The sequence below is a fragment of the Mesorhizobium sp. BHbdii genome (genome assembly GCF_053848045.1).
In genome coordinates, this window is sequence record NZ_JBSPKX010000005.1 from 412,262 (window position 1) to 428,362 (window position 16,101).

The 16,101-nt window shown below is 63.4% G+C and carries 12 protein-coding genes and 2 pseudogenes; 8 read left to right on the top strand and 6 right to left on the bottom strand.

The features are described 5' to 3' along the window. Window positions 1-240 precede the first annotated feature (240 nt). Window positions 241-636, bottom strand: a complete 396-nt coding sequence (locus ACWTU8_RS25580) for an AGROH133_08824 family phage infection protein (protein WP_455850335.1) — start codon at window positions 634-636, stop codon at window positions 241-243. Between the two features lie 110 nt (window positions 637-746). Then, the gene (locus ACWTU8_RS25585; protein WP_455850336.1) at window positions 747-2,930 is read right to left on the bottom strand and encodes a primosomal protein N'; all 2,184 of its coding nucleotides are present in this window, start codon (window positions 2,928-2,930) and stop codon (window positions 747-749) included. A 91-nt stretch (window positions 2,931-3,021) separates the two neighbouring features. Here ACWTU8_RS25585 and fsa point away from each other — a divergent pair, with 91 nt between their 5' ends. After that, window positions 3,022-3,675 (top strand): fructose-6-phosphate aldolase, encoded by a 654-nt coding sequence (gene fsa, locus ACWTU8_RS25590; protein WP_455850337.1) that lies wholly within the window; start codon window positions 3,022-3,024, stop codon window positions 3,673-3,675. Window positions 3,676-3,803: 128 nt separating this feature from the next. Here the strand turns inward: fsa and lptE are convergent, their stop codons facing one another. Both lptE and leuS read right to left on the bottom strand, forming a co-directional pair. Next, the gene (gene lptE, locus ACWTU8_RS25595; RefSeq protein ID WP_455850338.1) at window positions 3,804-4,391 is read right to left on the bottom strand and encodes an LPS assembly lipoprotein LptE; all 588 of its coding nucleotides are present in this window, start codon (window positions 4,389-4,391) and stop codon (window positions 3,804-3,806) included. Next, on the bottom strand, window positions 4,378-7,002 hold the full coding sequence (gene leuS / locus ACWTU8_RS25600) for a leucine--tRNA ligase (protein ID WP_455850339.1): 2,625 nt from the start codon (window positions 7,000-7,002) through the stop codon (window positions 4,378-4,380). Before leuS ends, lptE begins: the two co-directional genes overlap by 14 nt. 145 nt (window positions 7,003-7,147) lie before the next feature. Between leuS and ACWTU8_RS25605 the strand changes: the two genes are divergently transcribed. The 4 genes and pseudogenes from ACWTU8_RS25605 (at window position 7,148) to ACWTU8_RS25620 (ending at window position 9,716) form a co-directional block, all read left to right on the top strand. Further along, window positions 7,148-7,810, top strand: coding sequence for a YggS family pyridoxal phosphate-dependent enzyme (locus tag ACWTU8_RS25605; RefSeq protein WP_455850340.1), 663 nt, complete (start codon window positions 7,148-7,150; stop codon window positions 7,808-7,810). A gap of 68 nt (window positions 7,811-7,878) precedes the next feature. Continuing rightward, window positions 7,879-8,135: pseudogene (locus tag ACWTU8_RS25610) on the top strand (type II toxin-antitoxin system Phd/YefM family antitoxin). Then, a pseudogene (locus ACWTU8_RS25615) lies at window positions 8,135-8,532 on the top strand (PIN domain-containing protein). The pseudogenes ACWTU8_RS25610 and ACWTU8_RS25615 overlap by 1 nt, the downstream one beginning before the upstream one ends. 134 nt (window positions 8,533-8,666) lie before the next feature. Beyond that, window positions 8,667-9,716, top strand: coding sequence for an aldo/keto reductase (locus ACWTU8_RS25620; protein WP_455850341.1), 1,050 nt, complete (start codon window positions 8,667-8,669; stop codon window positions 9,714-9,716). A 71-nt stretch (window positions 9,717-9,787) separates the two neighbouring features. Here the strand turns inward: ACWTU8_RS25620 and ACWTU8_RS25625 are convergent, their stop codons facing one another. Next, window positions 9,788-10,696, bottom strand: a complete 909-nt coding sequence (locus ACWTU8_RS25625) for a LysR family transcriptional regulator (protein WP_455850342.1) — start codon at window positions 10,694-10,696, stop codon at window positions 9,788-9,790. Window positions 10,697-10,833: 137 nt separating this feature from the next. On the opposite strand from ACWTU8_RS25625, the gene ACWTU8_RS25630 reads away from it, so the two are divergent. Together ACWTU8_RS25630 and ACWTU8_RS25635 are read left to right on the top strand one after the other, a co-directional pair. Then, complete coding sequence (locus ACWTU8_RS25630; RefSeq protein ID WP_455850343.1) at window positions 10,834-12,018, top strand: MFS transporter; 1,185 nt, start codon at window positions 10,834-10,836, stop codon at window positions 12,016-12,018. A 136-nt stretch (window positions 12,019-12,154) separates the two neighbouring features. Then, a complete protein-coding gene (locus ACWTU8_RS25635; protein ID WP_455850344.1) occupies window positions 12,155-13,189 on the top strand; it encodes an aldo/keto reductase in 1,035 nt (344 codons plus the stop codon). 172 nt (window positions 13,190-13,361) lie between these two features. On the opposite strand, the gene ACWTU8_RS25640 is transcribed toward ACWTU8_RS25635, so the two are convergent. After that, complete coding sequence (locus tag ACWTU8_RS25640; RefSeq protein WP_065011174.1) at window positions 13,362-13,634, bottom strand: usg protein; 273 nt, start codon at window positions 13,632-13,634, stop codon at window positions 13,362-13,364. 305 nt (window positions 13,635-13,939) lie between these two features. On the opposite strand from ACWTU8_RS25640, the gene acs reads away from it, so the two are divergent. Next, window positions 13,940-15,895: an acetate--CoA ligase gene (gene acs, locus ACWTU8_RS25645; RefSeq protein WP_455850345.1), complete on the top strand. Its 1,956-nt coding sequence runs from the start codon at window positions 13,940-13,942 to the stop codon at window positions 15,893-15,895. Window positions 15,896-16,101 lie beyond the last annotated feature (206 nt).

The following is a 16,101-nucleotide window of genomic DNA, read 5'->3' on the forward strand; positions in this document are numbered from 1 at the left end:
GTCTTTTCTCTTGTCTGACAGGCCGCAGATTGTTGGCGCGAGCGAAAACTCTAGCTAAATCTTTGACCTTACTGCATTTTTCCAAGCACGGAGGCGCGGCTTCCGCTATCCCCGGCCGAAAGTCGATTGCCGTCTAGCACAGGCATTTTAAGACCGCAATGCGTCGTCCCGCATGGTTTTCAGGCACTATTGTCGCATCCAGCGGTGCGGTTCGACCGTCGGTCCCGAATTAGCCTTGATTCAAGGCACAAAGCCGAAGGCGAAGGCAAGCGGCAGCGCCGCCAGCACCAGTTCCACCACGATGGACGCCCAGTTGAAAGGTGTGTTGGCGCCGTCCGACATCATCGACAGCAGGCGGCCGAAGGCGGTGAACAGCCAGGAAAAGCCAAGCGCCATGTAGAGCAGCGGTTGCGCCAGCAGAATGCAGCACAGGCTGACGCCAAGATAAAAACCCGACATCCGGCCGCGCCCTTCGGCGATCGCTGCCGCCTTCTCAGGCTTGACCTGCAGCCGCAGAATCCCGAAGGCCAGCCCCGGCGCCAGGAACAGCAGCAGGCCGAACAGCAAGGTCACGACGGCGCTCGACCAGGCCAGCCACTCGCCCTGGCTCATCGGCCACGGAAACGCAAATTCCATACTGTCCCCTCGAAAATGGCTGGTTCGAAATTTCGGGCATTCTAGCGAAGGAAGAGACATGCGCCAGATGGCGTCGGCAATTTACGGAAAACCTGTGAGCTGACGGCCTCTCACAAAAAGCTCTGCGGGTCTATGTCGACCTGCACCCGCACCGAGCCCCGTATCTTCGGTCCCTCGGCCAGCATGGTGCGAATGAACCCCTGCATGTCGGCGCGCCGCTCGCCCTGGATCAGCAGGCGAAAGCGATGCCGGCCGCCGATCAGCGACAGCGGCGCCTCGGCCGGGCCGAGCACGAACAGGTCGGAGGCCTGGGGCGCCGCCCGCCGCAGGCCGCGGGCGTGCCCTTCGGCTTCCGCCCGCGTCGCCGCACTGACGATGACGCCGGCGAGCCGGCCGAAGGGCGGCAGCGCCGCCCGCTCGCGCTCGGCAATCTCGCGTTCGTAGAAGGCCTCGGCATCGCCGGAGACGATCGCCCGCATCACCGGATGGTCGGGCTGGAAGGTCTGCAGCAGGCCAAGGCTCTTCTTGCCGGTACGGCCGGCGCGGCCGGTCACCTGGCTGAGCAGCTGGAAGGTGCGCTCGGCGGCACGCGGATCGCCATTGGCCAGGCCAAGATCGGCGTCGACCACGCCAACCAGCGTCATGTCAGGGAAATTGTGGCCCTTGGCGACAAGCTGCGTGCCGATGACGATGTCGGCCTCGCCGTTGGCGATGGCTTCAAGCTCTAACCTCAGCCGCCGCACGCCGCCCATCAGGTCAGACGACAAGACGATGGTTCGGGCGTCGGGGAAATGCGCGACGACCTCTTCGGCGATGCGTTCGACGCCCGGCCCGCAGGCGACCAGATGATCAAGCGTGCCGCATTCCGGGCAGGCCTCGGGCCGTCGCTCATTGTGTCCGCAATGGTGGCAGACGAGCTGGCCGCGAAAGCGGTGCTCGACCAGCCAGGCCGAGCAGACCGGGCAGCCGAAGCGATGGCCGCAGACCCGGCACAGCGTCAGCGGCGCATAGCCGCGCCGGTTAAGGAACAGCAGCGACTGTTCCTTTTTGTCCAACGTCTGCCGTATATGGCCAAGCAGCACCGGCGACAGGAAACCGCCGCGCGCCGGCGGAGCGCGGCGCATGTCGATCGTCTTCAGGTCGGGAAGCGCCGCCTCGGCGAAGCGCGCCGAAAGCACCGCCCTGCTATAGCGGCCTTGGCTCGCATTGACCCGGCTTTCGACCGACGGCGTGGCTGAGGCGAGCACCACAGGAAAGCCGCCGATATGGCCGCGCACCACCGCCATGTCGCGCGCATTGTAGAAGACGCGGTCTTCCTGCTTGTAGGCCGGGTCGTGCTCCTCGTCGACGACGATCAGCCCGAGTTCCCTGAACGGCAGGAACAGCGCCGAACGCGCGCCGGCAACGACGCGCACGCCACCTTCCGCCACTTGCCGCCAGACGCGCTCGCGCATCCTTGGCGGCAGGTCCGAGTGCCATTCCGCCGGCTTGGCGCCGAACCGTTCCTGGAAGCGCTCAAGGAAGGCATGGGTCAGCGCGATCTCCGGCAGCAGGATCAGCACCTGCATGCCACGGTCGAGCGCCGCCGCAACCGCCTCGAAATAGACCTCCGTCTTGCCCGATCCGGTCACCCCGTCGAGCAGCGTGACGCCGAATGCGCCGGCGGCGACATTGGTGCGCAGCATCTCGGCCGCATCGCTCTGGTCCGGCATCAGCGAAGGCTGGGCGTAATTCGGATCGGGTGCTGCGACCACCGGTCGCGGCGGGATCATAACCGTATCGAACACGCCTTGCGCTTTCAGCCCGTCGATAACGGTCGACGAGACGCCGGCGGCATGCGCCAGACCGGACCGCGTCCAGGCGAGCCCGCCTTCGGCTGTTTCCAGCACGCGCATCCTCGCACCCGTCATCCGGTCGGGTTTGGCGAAGGTCCGTTGCAGTCCTTCGATCCACGGTTCCGGGTCGAAGGCCTCCGGCGCCCGCAGCAGCATGCGCGCCACCATGCCGGGCGGCGACAGCGTGTATTGCGCGATCCAGTCGACGAAGCGGCGCATGGCGCGGTCGATCGGCGGGCAGTCGAAGACCTGCTCGATCGGGCGCAGTTTCTTGGCATCGACCTTTTCGACGGCGCCGTCCCAGACGATGCCGGCGACCTGGCGCGGGCCGAGCGGAACGCGCACGATCGAGCCCGGCACCACGCGCATGCCGGCGGGCACGGCATAGGTGTAAGGCCGCTCGGCGGGCATCGGCACCAGCACCGGTGCGGCCGCGACAAAGGGCGAATCTTCGATCATGAGGCGTGACCTTGCCCCGACTTTGGTCTAGATCAAAGTCCGACCCCAAATGTGCATGACATGCACATGAAAAATTCTTCAGGAGACCGTCATGAAATTTTTTGTCGACACCGCCGATGTCAAGGAAATCCGTGAGCTGAACGATTTGGGGCTGCTCGACGGCGTCACCACCAATCCCTCGCTGATCCTCAAATCCGGCGGCAAGATCGCCGACGTCACCAGAGAGATCTGCGAGATCGTCAAGGGCCCGGTCTCGGCCGAAGTCGTCGCCACCGAATACACGGACATGATGGCGGAGGCCAAGATCCTGGCCAGGATCGCCGATAATGTCTGCATCAAGGTGCCGCTGACGCTCGACGGCCTGAGGGCCTGCAAGGACATCCGGTCGGAGGGCCGCATGGTCAATGTTACTTTGTGCTTCTCGGCCACCCAGGCGCTGCTCGCCGCCAAGGCCGGCGCCTCCTTCATCTCGCCCTTCGTCGGCCGCATCGACGATTCCGGCTGGGACGGCATGGAACTGATTGCTGACATCCGCACCATCTACGACAACTATGATTTCCAGACCGAGATCCTGACCGCCTCGGTGCGCACGGTGAACCATGTCAAGCAGGCCGCACTGATCGGCGCCGACGTCATCACCGCTCCGCCGGCGACGCTGAAGGCGCTGGTCAAGAACCCGCTGACCGACAAGGGCCTGGAGCAGTTCCTCGCAGACTGGGCCAAGACCGGCCAGAAGATCGGCTGAAATCCAGAAGATCGGCTGAAATTTAAGACGCCGCGTTCCCGTAAAAAAGGCCGAGCAATCGGCCTTTTTTTGTGCGCGAGCAGCTAGACCTCGGCGTAACCGGAACGTCTCGATCCACGCCGAAAAGTTTAACCCGCCACCGTCTTGCCGTGCTTGACCAGATTCTGGGCGATCGACAGGCGCAGCAGGTCCGCCAGTTCGCGCGCCGCGCGGTTTTCGGCGTCGATTTGCGCCCGGTAGGAGGCAAATTCCTGACGGGGCCTGTCGAAGGACGACGCTATCGAGCGCCGGCCGGTCGCGATGGTCTTGCCGGTCTTGGCGTCGGTCAGCACATAATTCGCGGTCAGTGTCACCGTGCCCGCTGTCGGCTCGTCGTCATCGGTCGTGACCTGCACGGTCGCAGCGGATTCAACAAGTTCGGTAACGCCGAGATCGAGCGAATAGGCGGGCGACGCCGGCTCGCCTGCGCCCTGGCCAAGCGCGAAGATCAGATTGTTGCGGACCTGCTGGGCGTAGCGGGTGTTGACCGGCTTGACCGAGATGGACCCGAGTTCGGCGGCAGCCCCGACTTGCGAACCGGCCGACAGCGGCGCGCTCGAATAGAGCGGGCGCACCGTGCAGGCCGAAACCAGCGCAACCGAAGCGACCAGGCCATACAGCGCGGTACGGCGCAGCAAATTCGCCACTTCTGTCTTCCTCGGATCAGGCAACGACATTGACGATCCTCTGCGGGACGATGATCACCTTGCGCGGTGCCTTACCTTCGAGCGCTTTCTGCACGAAGTCGAGAGCCAGAACCGCTTTTTCGACGGCACCTTGGTCCGCGTCGCGGGCAATTGTCAAATCGCCGCGTTTCTTGCCGTTGACCTGGATCGGCAGCACGATCTCGCTGTCGATGACAAGCGACGGATCATAGACAGGCCAGGGCCGTTCGGCGACCAGATCGGTGCCGCCGAGCGTCTGCCAGCATTCCTCGGCCAGATGCGGCATGACCGGCGCAATCAGATGCACGAGGATGTCGACGGCTTGCCGGCACGCAGCCTTGAGCGCCGGATCGGCCTTGCCTTCGGCCGCCTCGTTGAGCGGCGTGGTGAGCGCGTTGGCGAGCTCGTAGATGCGGGCGATGGCGCGATTGAAGGCGAGCTTTTCGATATCCTCGCCGACCGATTTCAACGCCTTGTGCGCGGCCTTGGAAACAGTTCCTGCCTCGCCCTCCTTCGCCGCTGCCGGCTGGACTGCAGCGAGCGATTCGGCAGCTGTCGACACCAAGCGCCAGATACGCTGGATGAAGCGGTGCGCGCCGGCAGCACCCTCGTCAGTCCATTCCACGTCACGCTCGGGCGGCGAGTCCGACAGCATGAACCAGCGGGCGGTGTCGGCGCCGTAGCCGTCGGTGATCTCTTCCGGGCTCACCGTGTTCTTCTTCGACTTCGACATTTTTTCGAGCGGGCCGATCACCGCCTCTTCACCGGTCGCGATTTCGATGGCCCGGCGTTTGCCGTCGACGTCCTCCAGCCGAACCTCGCTGGGCGCAAGCCAGCGGCTGTTGGAGCCACTGCCGACCCGATAGGTCTCGTGCACCACCATACCTTGCGTGAACAGGCCCTTGAATGGCTCGGCCAGATCGACATGTCCGGTCTCGCGCATGGCGCGGGTGAAGAAGCGTGAATAGAGAAGGTGCAAAATGGCGTGCTCGATGCCGCCGATATACTGGTCGACCGGCAGCCATTCGGTAGCTGCCTTGGGATCGGTCGGGTCGTTCGCCCAGGGCGCGGTGAAGCGCGCGAAATACCAGGACGAATCGACGAAGGTGTCCATCGTGTCGGTTTCGCGACGTGCATCCTTGCCGCATTGCGGGCATTTCACATGCCGCCATGTCGGATGGCGGTCGAGCGGATTGCCCGGCCGGTCAAACTCGATATCGTCAGGCAGCCTGACCGGCAGGTCCGCCTTCGGCACCGGCACCACGCCGCAATCCTCGCAGTGGATCATCGGGATCGGACAGCCCCAGTAGCGCTGACGCGAAATTCCCCAGTCGCGCAGGCGGAAGTTGACCTTGCGCTCGGCCATCGGCCGATTGCCGATGGTCTTTTGTTCCAGCAGCTTCGCCACCTCGTCGAACGCCTGATCAGGTTTCATGCCGTCGAGGAAGCGCGAATTGATCATCACGCCGTCGCCGACATAGGCCTCGTCGATGATCTGGAAGTTTCCCTGGTTCTCGCCTTCCGGCATCACCACCGGAATGACTGGCAGGCCGTATCTGTTAGCGAAGTCGAGGTCGCGCTGGTCACCGGACGGGCAGCCGAAGATGGCGCCGGTGCCGTACTCCATCAGCACAAAATTGGCGACATAGACAGGCAGCGTCCACGCCTCGTCGAACGGATGGACGACGCGGACGCCGGTATCGAAACCCCTCTTCTCGGCTGTCTCCAGTGCCGCCACTGAAGTGCCCATATGGCGAACCTCGTCGATGAACTTGGCCAGCGCCGGATTGCTTTCGGCCGCCTTCTTCGCCAGCGGATGATCAGCTGCGACCGCCATGAAGGAGGCGCCGAAGATGGTGTCGGGCCGCGTCGTGTAGACTTCCAGCTCATCTTCGCCGTCGACTGGAGTGGCCAGCGGCCAGCGGATCAGCAGGCCTTCCGAACGGCCGATCCAGTTCGCCTGCATCAGCTTCACTTTTTCCGGCCATTCGTCGAGGCCTTCCAGCGAGTCCAGCAGATCCTGCGCATAATCGGTGATCTTGAAGAACCACTGCGTCAGCTCGCGCTGTTCGACCAGCGCGCCCGAGCGCCAGCCGCGTCCGTCGATGACCTGCTCGTTGGCAAGCACCGTCATGTCCTCCGGATCCCAATTGACCTTGGAGGATTTGCGCGTCACCAGCCGCTTCTCGACGAAATCGAGGAACAGCATCTGCTGGCGGTGGTAGTAGTCGACATCGCAGGTGGCGAATTCGCGTGCCCAGTCGAGCGACAGACCCATGACCTTGAGCTGCTCGCGCATGGCGGCGATGTTCTGGTAGGTCCAGTCCTTGGGATGGACCTTGTTCTGCATCGCCGCGTTCTCGGCCGGCATGCCGAAGGCATCCCAGCCCATCGGGTGCAGCACGTTGAAACCCTTGGCTCGCTTGTAGCGCGCCACCACGTCGCCCATCGTGTAGTTGCGGGTATGGCCGATATGGATGCGCCCCGACGGATAAGGGAACATCTCGAGCACGTAGTATTTCGGGCGCGGGTCGTCGTTGTCAGCCTCGAACAGCTTCTTGGCGTCCCAGGCCTTCTGCCATTTGGGCTCTGATGCGCGCGGATTGTATCGTTCGGTTGCCATCGGATGTTTTTCACTTAAAAAGCAGGCGCGAACGGCCGGACAATGCCCGGCGGCTCAGGAAATGTCGTCGCGGTGTTCACCATGGATTGCCGGACCCGTCAACTGCAGCGATCCGGTAGGATAGAAACTAGGGGCAGATATAGGCATGGCGAGCGCCGTCGAACAGTTTTTCACGGTCAAGGCGAAGATCACCGCCGCCGAGCGCGAGGCAGGACGGCAAGCCGGCGCGGTGACGCTGGTCGCGGTCTCGAAGACCTTCGACGCCGCCGATATCAGCCCGGTCATCGAAGCCGGCCAGCGTATCTTCGGCGAGAACCGCGTCCAGGAAGCCCAAGCCAAATGGCCGGCGCTGAAGGAAGCCTTCCCCGATATCGAACTGCATCTGATCGGTCCACTGCAATCCAATAAGGCGAAGGAAGCCGTCGCGCTGTTCGACGTCATCGAAACGGTCGATCGCGAGAAGATCGCTGCCGAACTCGCCAAGGAAATCGCCAGACAAGGCCGATCACCAAGGCTCTACGTTCAGGTTAACACCGGCTCGGAACCGCAAAAGGCCGGCATCGAATCCCGCGAAGCCGTCGCCTTCGTCACCCGCTGCCGCGACGTCCACGGCCTCGCCATCGAAGGTCTGATGTGCATTCCGCCAGCCGATGAGAATCCCGGTCCGCACTTCGCGCTGCTGGAAAAGCTCAGCACGGAGGCAGGTGTGGAGGAGCTTTCGATGGGTATGTCCGGCGACTACGAAACCGCGATCGCCTTCGGCGCGACAAGCGTCAGGGTTGGATCGGCGATTTTCGGCAGCCGCTAGCGGGCATTTGGCTTAGAGATCCATTTTGGCTCCCGCCTTGATATCCAGGCGTGTCGAGTTCACCGTCCATGAACTGGCACCTTCAGGATGCGAAAAACAACTTTTCCAAAGTGGTTCAGCGCGCCCGCAGCGAGGGACCGCAGACGGTGAGCCTGCGTGGCGAGCGCGCGCGGCGGTGGTGCTTTCTGCCGAAGACTATGAGCGCTTGTCGGGAAAAAAGAAGTTACTGCCGGAATATCTTCTGACCGGTCCGGTCTGGGATGGTGATTTTGCCGAGGAGGTCAACCGTCGCTCGGATACGATGATCCGCGACATCGACCTCTAATGTACCTGCTTGATACGAACATCGTTGCGGATGTGCAGAGGCGTCTGCCCAAGCCGACCGCCTGGCTAGCTTCAGTGGATCCGGCCTCGATCAATCTCAGTGTTTTACCCTCGGCGAGATCGAACGGGGGATCGTCAAGCTGCGCAAGGTCGATCCCGAACGGGGAACACGGCTCGACCTCTGGCTTAGAGAGCTTCGGCGGGACAAATGCCGACCGGATCCTTGCAGTCACTGAAGATGTCGCATTGTCGTGGGGTCGCTTCTCGGCTGGCCGCACGCGAGGCAGCGCCGACATGCTCATCCCCCCACGGTCGTCTACGACCTCATTCTGGTTACGCGTAACGTCGCCGATTTCGACGATACGGGGGTGACGGTCCTCAGTCCTTGGACGATCTGACCTGTTCCCCACTACGCCGGATCGTCGGGTCGCGGAACTTGGTCCAGAACCACTAGGCCGTTACACCAGCAATGGAAACGAACCGTATCGTTCCTATATCGGCCGGGTCATCCAAAACTTTCCGGAGCTGCACCATGCGCTATAATCAACTTGGAAACACGGGGATGTTCGTCTCCGAACTTTGCCTCGGCACAATGACCTTCGGCGCCGCAGGTGAAAACGCCCAATGGGGCCTGATCGCCAGCCTCGACCAGAAGGCCGTCGACGAGATCGTCGCCCGCTCGCTCGCCGCAGGCGTCAATTTCTTCGACACGGCGGACGTCTATTCCTTCGGCGCATCGGAACGGCTTCTCGGCCAGTCGCTTAGGAATCTCGGCATCAAGCGGCAAGATGTGATCATCGCCACCAAAGTCCATGGCGCCATGGGCGACGGCCCCAACCAGCGCGGCTCCTCGCGCGGCCACATCATGGACTCGGTCGAGGGCAGCCTCGAACGGCTGCAGCTCGACCATATCGATCTCTATCAGCTTCACGGCACCGATGCGGTGACGCCGATCGACGAGACGCTGCGGGCGCTCGACGATCTGGTTGCCAGCGGTAAGGTCCGCTATGTCGGCGTCTCGAACTGGGCGGCCTGGCGCATCGCCAAGGCGCTCGGCATCGCCGACCGCAAGGGCTTCGCCCGTTTTGAGACGGTCCAGTCCTACTATTCGATCGCCGGCCGTGATCTGGAGCGCGAGATCGTTCCGCTGCTCAACGAGGAGAAGCTTGGGCTGATGGTCTGGTCGCCGATGGCGGGTGGTCTGCTCTCCGGCAAATACGGACCCGGTGCCCCCGGCAATGGCGAGGGCCGTCGCGCCAGCTTCAATTTCCCGCCGGTCAATGAAGACCGCGCCTGGGCGGCGGTTGCCGTCATGCGCGAGATCGCCGGCAAGCATGGCGTCAGCGTCGCCACGGTCGCTTTGGGCTATGTGCTGGCAAAACCCTTCGTGATGAGCGTGATCATCGGTGCCAGCCGCATGGAGCAACTCGAACAGAACCTTGCCGCCACCGAGCTGAAGCTCGACAGCGACGATCTTGTTCGCCTCGACGAGGTCAGCGCGCTTCCACCCGAATATCCGGGCTGGATGCTCGAGCGCCAGGCGGCGGGCCGGCGGCCGGCGCCCTTTGCGCCGAAAAAGTAATTCAATCTCAGCTTCGATTTTCGGGAGCCGGCGGCTCCCGATCTTCTTTGGGCTCCCGATCTTCTTTAGGCTCAGGTCAACCGGACAGTCTCGACCAAAAAGTCGAGAAAGGCCCGCACCCGTGCCGGCAAGTGCTTGCCCTGCCCGACATAGACGGCGTGGGTGAACTCCTCGTCGCCGGGGTTGAAGTCCTCCAGAAGCGGCACCAGCCGCCCGGCGGCGATGTCGGGTTCCACATGCCAGCGCGCCAGCCGGGCGATGCCCGTGCCCGAGAGCGCCATCAGCCGCATCGCCTCGCCGTCGCTGACCAGCGCATTTCCGGTGATCGGGACAATAAGGGCCTCGCCGGCCGAGTCAACGAAAGGCCAGCCGTCGACATGGCGCACGAAGCAGAAACCCATCCGGTTGTGATGATCGAGATCGGCCGGCGTTCGGGGTGCGCCGTGCTTCCTTAGGTAAGGTGGCGCGGCGACGACGACCACCCGGCTCTGCCCGAGCTTGCGCGCCACCAAACGTGATTCGCCGAGCGGCCCGGCGCGGATGGCGACATCGGCGCGCTCCTCCATCAGGTCGATGACATTGTCGGTCAAAACCAGATCGATGGCGATTTCCGGATAGCGTTCGAGAAACCGCGGCATGAGCGGGATCAGCCGGTGCTGCCCGAACGGCACGTAGCTGTTGACGCGCAGCCGTCCACGCGGGGCAGCACCGGCCGCCGCCTCACGCTCCGCGGCTGCCATGTCAGCCAGGATGCGCTCGCCGCTGTTGAAGAAGGCCGCGCCTTCTGGGGTCAGTTGCAGCTTGCGCGTCGAACGGCTGACCAGCCGCGCGCCAAGACGTGCTTCCAGCCGCGCGATCAGCTTGCTCACCGCCGACGGCGTCATCCGCAACAGGCGAGCGGCGGCCGAAAAGCTCCCCGCCTCAACGACGCGGACGAACACTTCGATCTCGCCTGAGCGATTGATCTCGGGTCTCGCCATTCGTGAATCTATTTCACAGACGATGTGCCTGACGCAAGGCTGGTTCACAGCACATCGCGACACGATCTTCCGGGTCGGGGCGTGGAGGACACGGCGTCCCGTCGTCAAAACTGGCTGTCATCGAAGTGGGAACCGCCATGCCTCTTGCTCTTTACGCTCTCGCCGCCGGTGCCTTCGGCATCGGCGTCACCGAATTCGTCATCATGGGCCTGCTGCTCGACGTCAGCACCGATCTCGGCGTCTCGATCTCGGCCGCCGGCCAGCTGATCTCAGGCTATGCGCTCGGCGTCGTTGTCGGCGCGCCGCTGCTGACGATCGCCACCGGCTGCTGGCCGCGCAAGACCGTGCTTCTGGGGCTGATGGCGATCTTCACGCTCGGCAACCTCGCCTGCGCGCTGGCCCCCGACTACTGGACGCTGATGGGTGCCCGCGTGCTCACCGCCTTTGCCCACGGCACCTTCTTCGGCGTTGGTTCGGTCGTTGCGACCAGGCTGGTGGCGCCTAACAAGAAGGCCTCGGCGATCGCCCTGATGTTCACCGGCCTGACCATCGCCAACATCCTCGGCGTGCCCTTCGGCACATGGCTCGGCCAGGCCTTCGGCTGGCGGGCGACCTTCTGGGCGGTAACCCTGGTCGGCATCGTCGCCTTCGCCATCATTCTCCTGCTGGTGCCGCGCAGCCAGGCGGCGCCTGAGAAGAGCGACCTGCGCGGCGATCTCGCTGTGCTCGGCCGCGCGCCGGTCCTGCTTGGCTTCGCCACCACTGTGCTCGGCTATGCCGGCGTCTTCGCCGTCTTCACCTATATCGCCCCCTTGCTGACCGAGATCACCGGTTTTGAGGAAGCAGCCGTGTCGCCGATCCTGCTTGTCTTCGGCGGCGGCCTCATCGCCGGCAATCTCACCGGCGGCAAGGTCGCTGACCGCTGGCTGGTGCCTTCCGTTCTCGGCAGTCTCGTTGTGCTGGCGCTGGTGCTCGGCTCGATGACCTTCGCCCTGCACAGCCAGGCGATGGCCGTCGTCTATGTCGGCCTGCTCGGCGCCGCCGCCTTCGCCACCGTGGCGCCGCTGCAGATGTGGGTGCTGGAAAAGGCTGAAGGCGCCGGCCAGAGCCTCGCCTCGTCCTTCAACATCGCCGCCTTCAACCTCGGCAACGCCGCCGGCGCCTGGCTCGGCGGCGTGGTCATCGCCCATGGCCCCGGCCTCAGCGCCGTGACTTGGGTCGCCGCCCTGCTGCCGCTCTCGGCGTTGGCCGTGGCGGCGCTGGCGCTGCGCCTCGATACTACAGCGCCGCGCGTCCTCTTGGACGCGCAAAGGACGCTGTAGCACGTGATTTTGCGCATGATCCTTGTCCGAAAATCGGTTCCGATTTTCGGGGTCATGCGCAGCTCGGTGCTCGGCGTACCGGCATCCGCCCGGTCGTGACGATCCCAAACAAATCCAAAATACAAGGAGCAAAACCATGGATTATCGACGTCTTGGCGCCTCGGGCCTGCAGGTCCCGGCGCTCTCGTTCGGCGCTGGAACCTTCGGCGGTTCGGGGCCGCTGTTCGGCGCCTGGGGCAATAGCGATGCGACGGAAGCGCGGCGGCTGGTCGACATCTGCCTGGAGGCCGGCGTCAACCTGTTCGACACCGCCGACGTCTATTCGAACGGCGCCTCCGAAGAGGTGCTCGGCGCGGCCATCAAGGGCCGCCGCGATGCCGTGCTGATCTCGACCAAGACCTCGCTGCCGATGGGCGACGGACCCAACGATGCCGGCTCCTCCCGTTCGCGTCTCATCAAAGCCGTCGAGGACGCGCTCAAGCGTCTCGGCACCGATTACATCGACCTGCTGCAACTGCACGCTTTCGACGCCGCAACGCCGATCGAGGAGGTGCTGTCGACGCTGGACAGTCTCGTGCGCGCCGGCAAGCTGCGCTATATCGGCGTCTCCAACTTTTCCGGCTGGCAAGTGATGAAATCGCTCGGCCTGGCGGACAAGCACGGCTACCCGCGCTACGTTGCCCATCAGGTCTATTACTCGCTGGTCGGGCGCGACTATGAATGGGAGTTGATGCCGCTAGGCCTCGACCAGGGCCTCGGTGCGCTGGTGTGGAGCCCGCTCGGCTGGGGCCGCCTGACCGGCAAGATCCGCCGCGGCGAGCCACTGCCGGAAAAAAGCCGGTTGCACGACACGGCAAGCTTCGGGCCACCTGTCGAGGACGAGCAACTCTACAGGGTCGTCGATGCGCTCGACACTGCCGCCAAGGAAACTGGTAAGACGGTGCCGCAGGTCGCCATCAACTGGTTGCTGCAGCGGCCGACCGTCGCCTCTGTCATTATCGGCGCACGCAACGAGGAACAGCTGCGCCAGAACCTCGGCGCCGTCGGTTGGTCATTGACATCAGACCAGATCAAGAAGCTCGACGCGGCAAGCGCGGTCACCGCACCCTATCCGTATTTCCCCTATCGCCGGCAGGAGGGTTTTGCCCGGCTGAGCCCGGCTGCGGTCTGACCCCGCTCGATATTTCAAACGCCCCGCGACAGGGCATGTTGAGATTCAGGTCAGGTCGCGCCGAGAATGGTGACTTCCGAGAACCGGAGCGGAGCGTACTTAAAGTACGTGAGCCCCGGAAGCGCAGGAAGCCGCCATTCGCAGGCCGGCCTCACCTGAATATCGACACGCCCTAATGCAGCACGAACTCGCCGTCGACCTTGTGCCATTCGTTGGGCGCGATCAGCTTCTGGTGCGTATAGCTCACCGAATGCAGCGGGCCATCGAGCTTGGTCTGCCAGAACTCGATGAACCGGATCAGCACCGGAAATTTCGGAGCGATGTCGTAGTCCTGCCAGATGAAGCTCTGCAGCAGATGCGGATGATCGGGAAAATGATAAAGGATCTTGGCCGTGGTCAAGCCATAGCCCTTGAGCATCAGGTCCATTTCGGAATGGTCACGCATCGCGGTCCCCTGGTTGATTCTCCTTTCCTCCCAATTTGAAATTGTGCGCGCTATTTGCTTAATCGTCTATTGATATTTCGTAGTTAGAGGCCAGGTTTACGACGCAAAAACATGCAGTTAGCAGCGATCGTAGTCGAGTGCTGATAGCGGCGAAAACGACGTCTGCGGCATCCCGCCGCGCGAATCCAACGTCTAATGTTGCCGTCACCGCGGAACTGTTAATAATGCGCGCGAATTCGCGGCCGCTGCGCCGCGATGCTGCTCGGCGGGCAAGCTGGCAGTTGGTCTTGGGAGGGAATGGAAAAATGTCCGAGGTTCATGTCCATCGCGTCCAGCCGGCGTGGAAGAAGAACGCGCTGATCGACAATGACACCTATTTGAAATGGTACACCGACAGCGTGAAGAACCCGGATAAGTTCTGGGGCAAGCACGGCAAGCGCATCGACTGGTTCAAGCCCTACAGCAAGGTCAAGAACACCTCCTTCGACGGCAAGGTCTCGATCAAATGGTTCGAGGATGGCGAGACCAACGTTTCGTGGAACTGCATCGACCGGCATCTGAAGAAGCGCGGCGATCAGACCGCCATCATTTGGGAAGGCGACAATCCCTACGATGACAGGAAGATCACCTATAACGAGCTCCACGCGCATGTCTGCCGGCTCGCCAATGTGATGAAGAAGCACGGCGTCAAGAAAGGCGACCGCGTCACCATCTACATGCCGATGATCCCGGAAGCCGCCTATGCAATGCTCGCCTGCACGCGCATCGGCGCCATCCATTCGGTGGTCTTTGGCGGCTTTTCACCGGACGCGCTGGCCGGCCGCATCGACGACTGCAAATCAACCTTCGTCATCACCGCCGACGAAGGCCTGCGCGGCGGCAAGCCCATCCCGTTGAAGGACAATACCGACAAGGCGATTGAGATCGCCGCCAGGGCCGGAACGAAAGTCGAGAAGGTCGTCGTCGTGCGCCGTACCGGCGGCAAGACCGGCTGGGTCGCCGGACGCGACGTCTGGTACCACGACGAGGTCGCGACGGTGAAAGCGGAGTGCAAACCCGAGAAGATGAAGGCCGAGGACCCGCTGTTCATCCTCTACACATCGGGTTCGACCGGCAAACCGAAGGGCGTGCTGCACACCACGGCCGGCTATCTCGTCTATGTCTCGATGACCCACCAATATGTCTTCGACTACCATGACGGCGACATCTACTGGTGCACCGCCGATGTCGGCTGGGTCACCGGCCACAGCTACATCGTCTACGGGCCGCTCGCCAACGGCGCCACCACGCTGATGTTCGAAGGCGTGCCGAACTGCCCGTCGCAGTCCCGGTTCTGGGAGGTCATCGATAAGCACAAGGTCAACATCTTCTACACCGCCCCGACGGCGTTGCGGGCGCTGATGGGCGCCGGCGACGCCCATGTCGCCAGGACGTCGCGCAAATCGCTGCGCGTGCTCGGCACGGTCGGCGAGCCGATCAATCCGGAGGCCTGGGAGTGGTATTTCAACGTCGTCGGCAACGGCAAGGTGCCGATCGTCGACACATGGTGGCAGACCGAGACCGGCGGCATCCTGATTACGCCGCTGCCCGGCGCCACCCACCTTAAGGCAGGTTCCGCGACGCGGCCGTTCTTCGGCGTCAAGCCGCAACTGGTGGACGGCGACGGCAAGGTGCTGGAAGGTGTTGCCAGCGGCAACCTCTGCATCGCCGATTCGTGGCCGGGCCAGATGCGCACCGTCTATGGCGATCACGAGCGCTTCGTGCAGACCTATTTTTCCACTTACAAGGGCAAATATTTTACCGGCGACGGCTGCCGGCGCGACGCTGATGGCTACTACTGGATCACGGGCCGCGTCGACGACGTCATCAACGTTTCCGGCCACCGCATGGGCACGGCCGAGGTCGAATCCGCGCTGGTTTCGCACGAGAAAGTCTCCGAAGCCGCCGTCGTCGGCTATCCGCACGACATCAAGGGCCAGGGCATCTACTGCTACGTCACTTTGATGGCCGGCGAGAAGCCGAGCGAGGAGTTGCGCAACGAACTCGTCGCCCATGTCCGCAAGGACATCGGCGCCATCGCCACACCGGACAAGATCCAGTTCGCTCCGGGCCTGCCGAAAACCCGTTCGGGCAAGATCATGCGGCGCATCCTGCGCAAGATCGCCGAGGACGATTTTGCCGCGCTCGGCGATACCTCGACGCTGGCCGACCCGGCGGTCGTCGACGACCTCGTCGCCAACCGGCAGAACAAGAGGGCTTGATGCAGGCAGCAACCGCCACAACGTGCACAAGTCTCGGCGTCTGCGTGGTCGACAGGCCGGCCCGTGTCGGGGTGGGCGAGATGATGCGGTTCGTTTAGGCGGTGCAGAACATTTGAGATGCAAGCGGGACAGCGCCCTCCTCTGTCCTGCCGGACATCTCCCGCACTTGGGGGGAGATCGGCAGTTCGGGCGCCGCGCCCACAACA

Excerpts from the sequence above, each read along its gene's own strand:
- ACWTU8_RS25580 (WP_455850335.1), bottom strand. The coding sequence starts at position 636 with ATGGAATTTGCGTTTCCGTGGCCGATGAGCCAGGGCGAGTGGCTGGCC.
- ACWTU8_RS25585 (WP_455850336.1), bottom strand. The coding sequence starts at position 2,930 with ATGATCGAAGATTCGCCCTTTGTCGCGGCCGCACCGGTGCTGGTGCCG.
- fsa (WP_455850337.1), top strand. The coding sequence starts at position 3,022 with ATGAAATTTTTTGTCGACACCGCCGATGTCAAGGAAATCCGTGAGCTG.
- lptE (WP_455850338.1), bottom strand. The coding sequence starts at position 4,391 with ATGTCGTTGCCTGATCCGAGGAAGACAGAAGTGGCGAATTTGCTGCGC.
- leuS (WP_455850339.1), bottom strand. The coding sequence starts at position 7,002 with ATGGCAACCGAACGATACAATCCGCGCGCATCAGAGCCCAAATGGCAG.
- ACWTU8_RS25605 (WP_455850340.1), top strand. The coding sequence starts at position 7,148 with ATGGCGAGCGCCGTCGAACAGTTTTTCACGGTCAAGGCGAAGATCACC.
- ACWTU8_RS25620 (WP_455850341.1), top strand. The coding sequence starts at position 8,667 with ATGCGCTATAATCAACTTGGAAACACGGGGATGTTCGTCTCCGAACTT.
- ACWTU8_RS25625 (WP_455850342.1), bottom strand. The coding sequence starts at position 10,696 with ATGGCGAGACCCGAGATCAATCGCTCAGGCGAGATCGAAGTGTTCGTC.
- ACWTU8_RS25630 (WP_455850343.1), top strand. The coding sequence starts at position 10,834 with ATGCCTCTTGCTCTTTACGCTCTCGCCGCCGGTGCCTTCGGCATCGGC.
- ACWTU8_RS25635 (WP_455850344.1), top strand. The coding sequence starts at position 12,155 with ATGGATTATCGACGTCTTGGCGCCTCGGGCCTGCAGGTCCCGGCGCTC.
- ACWTU8_RS25640 (WP_065011174.1), bottom strand. The coding sequence starts at position 13,634 with ATGCGTGACCATTCCGAAATGGACCTGATGCTCAAGGGCTATGGCTTG.
- acs (WP_455850345.1), top strand. The coding sequence starts at position 13,940 with ATGTCCGAGGTTCATGTCCATCGCGTCCAGCCGGCGTGGAAGAAGAAC.